The sequence below is a fragment of the Sphingobium sp. AS12 genome, from assembly GCF_019097845.1.
GTDB lineage: Bacteria > Pseudomonadota > Alphaproteobacteria > Sphingomonadales > Sphingomonadaceae > Sphingobium.
Map to the genome: position 1 here is coordinate 1 of NZ_JAHRGM010000063.1, position 2,602 is coordinate 2,602.

The window sequence follows — 2,602 nt, forward strand, 5'->3', positions numbered from 1 at the left end:
GTAAGCGCCGACGGAAGGTGGCGTTGACGCGGCCCGTCAGGCTTTCCGGCGTGTCCGCGGTGCCCATTTTTTCGCGAGCGCTTCCAGCCTTGCCTCGATCAGGGGGATATCGGGCTGGGCGTTGGGATCATGATCGTCACCGAGGGTCTCCAGGGCCTCTTCATGATATTCATGCTGGGGGTCGCCAAGCGCTTCGAGCTTTTCGGCGTAACCCCATGGGCCGCCACAGTCCTCTGGCGGCCGCATGCCTACTGCATCGAGGATGAGCGGATATGTCAGGTGCGGGCTGGCCGGGCTGCTGCGCTCGATCTTGACGCTATGCTCCCAGGCATCGCCAAAATCATAGAGATATCGGAAGGTCTTGCGCCCCGTATCCGCCAGGACCTGGGCGAGAGTGGCCTTACGGGCGTCGAGCGGCCCGTCGAAGCCATATTCGGGATCAGGGATGCCGAAGCCGGTTTGCCCGAAGCTCATTTCCCACAGGTGAGAGTCCGTCCAGGAGAAGGCAGTCTGGAAGACGGTGTGCAGACGATCGAGCCGGATATTGAGCGGCACCTCCAGCGTTCGGCTGACGGCCGGTGTGACATCGTCCAGCGTAATCTTCATCCGCACGACAGTGCCGTTGCTCACGCAGCCTTCTCCAGATCGTTGGTCAGCCTTGATGCCTGCCAGTTCCACGGCAAGAAGTCATCGATCCGATTGATCGGGTGATCACCGATGCGCTCGATGACGTCAGTGAACCATGCCTCGGGCTCGACGCCGTTGAGCCGGCATGTGCCCGCCAGGGCGTAGAAGAGCGCGGCGGCTTCTCCCCCCTTCATGGAGCCGACGAACATCCAGTTCCGGCGCCCGAGCGCGACACCGCGCAGCGCGTTTTCCACCAGATTATTGCTGATCTCGAGCCGACCGTCATCGCAGTAACGGATCATGGCCTGCCAGCGGTTGAGCGGATAGCGACAGGCACGCGCCAGATTGCTGTCAGACGACAGGCCACGGTTCTGGGTTTCAAGCCAGACGCGCAAAGCCTCGAGCTTAGGCACCGCCTTGATCTGGCGGACACGTTTTCGCTCATCGGGTGGCGCACCTTTGATATCTCGCTCGATGGCGAAGAGTTCAGCGATCCGCACGACCGCCTCCGCCGCGATCGGCGACGGGCTCTTATCTAGGATATCGGTAAATTTCCGGCGCGCGTGGCTCCAGCATCCCACTTCGATGATATCCCTGGGGGCCTTGGTCTTGGGATCACGGTAAAGCGCATTATAACCCGCAAAACCGTCCGCCTGCAGATAGCCCTGATAATCGACCAGATGTTCTGCCGGATGCACCCCGCCACGATCTGCGCTGAAGCGGAAGGCCACGGCAGGCGGGCTCATATCGCCGCTCGAGCGATCATCACGCAGATATACCCAGAAGTGCCCGGTACGGCTGCCATCGCCATTGCTCAGCAACGTCACCGGCGTGTCGTCCCCGTGGATCTTGGCGGCTTCCCGGATATAGGCGAACAGCCGCTCGCCCAGCGGCGCCAGCAGCCATGCCAGTTTCCGCGCCCAGCGGCTCATCACGTCCCGATCGATGTGGAGTCCTACGCGGCGGAAGATCACCGACTGCCGATGCCAGGGCTGATGATCGACAAAGCGGCTGACGACGAGATGGGCCAGCAGGGCGCTGCCCGCCATCACCTTGGGCAGCGGCAGATCGACAGCGGGCGCCTGGCGGATCTGTTCGCAGGATCGGCACACCAACCTGGGCCGGACATGTCGGATGACCCGGAAGCGCGCCGGGACATAGTCGAGGATCTCAGTGACAGCCTCGTCGATCTGTACTGACGGCCCGTTACAACCGGCACTGCACGGGCTGGGCTGATGATCGACTGTATGACGCGGGAAGTGCGAAGGAAGCGGAACACGGCCGCCGGATTTGCGGGCCGATTTCACCACAAGCGGCGCCGCCACCTCATCGTTGGCGGGTTCTGGTGCTTCGACCTCCTCGAACATCAGCCGCAGCTGGGCGATATCCATTTTCTCGGAGCTGCGGCCGAACTGGACGCGCAGCAGCCGCGCGACGCGATGCTCGAGCTTCTCGATCCGCAAGGTCTGGGCTTTGACGGTGGCTTGCGCCGCCGTCAGTTCGGCCCGTTCCTGCTCCATGACATCGGCCATCTCCAGCAGCATTTTCTGCAGGAGGACCGGGTCAGTGGGAAGGCGATCAAGGGCGAACCGCATGCCGCAGATAATAGCGGAAGCCGACGGCAAATCCTACATAAAATGGCGGTTTTCCTGATCTTTTTCACTATGCGAGGCTCGGCGTGATGACCTCGTCGTGGACGATCGCCTGCTTCCAGTTCAGGCCTTCGAGCAACATCGCAAGCTGGGCTGCCGACAGCCGCAGCGCACCCTCATGGGCACGTGGCCAAACAAACTTTCCGCGCTCCAGACGCTTTGCATACAGGCATAGCCCTGAGCCGTCCCAGACCAAGGCCTTCAGCCTGTCGCCCCTCTTCCCGCGGAACAGGAACACCGCCCCCGAGAAGGGATCGAGCTGAAGAATATTGCGCACCTGCGCTGACAGCCCGTCAAACCCCTTGCGCATGTCGCACGGTGGC

3 protein-coding genes are annotated in these 2,602 nt (G+C 62.3%); all 3 read right to left on the minus strand.

Features of this window, described 5'->3' with window-relative positions:
* Positions 1-36: 36 nt before the first annotated feature.
* The 3 genes from KRZ98_RS19785 to tnpB all read right to left on the minus strand — a co-directional run bounded on the left by KRZ98_RS19785 (position 37) and on the right by tnpB (position 2,589).
* Positions 37-630 (minus strand): plasmid pRiA4b ORF-3 family protein, encoded by a 594-nt coding sequence (locus KRZ98_RS19785; RefSeq protein WP_368389855.1) that lies wholly within the window; start codon positions 628-630, stop codon positions 37-39.
* A complete protein-coding gene (locus KRZ98_RS19790) occupies positions 627-2,171 on the minus strand; it encodes an IS66 family transposase (RefSeq protein ID WP_217674974.1) in 1,545 nt (514 codons plus the stop codon). The genes KRZ98_RS19785 and KRZ98_RS19790 overlap by 4 nt, the downstream gene beginning before the upstream one ends.
* A gap of 118 nt (positions 2,172-2,289) precedes the next feature.
* Positions 2,290-2,589, minus strand: a complete 300-nt coding sequence (gene tnpB / locus KRZ98_RS19795; protein ID WP_051093233.1) for an IS66 family insertion sequence element accessory protein TnpB — start codon at positions 2,587-2,589, stop codon at positions 2,290-2,292.
* Positions 2,590-2,602: the final 13 nt, after the last annotated feature.

Bases quoted from the DNA above. Each gene is read 5' to 3' on its own strand.
- KRZ98_RS19790 (WP_217674974.1), bottom strand. From the start codon at position 2,171: ATGCTGCTGGAGATGGCCGATGTCATGGAGCAGGAACGGGCCGAACTG.
- tnpB (WP_051093233.1), bottom strand. From the start codon at position 2,589: ATGCGCAAGGGGTTTGACGGGCTGTCAGCGCAGGTGCGCAATATTCTT.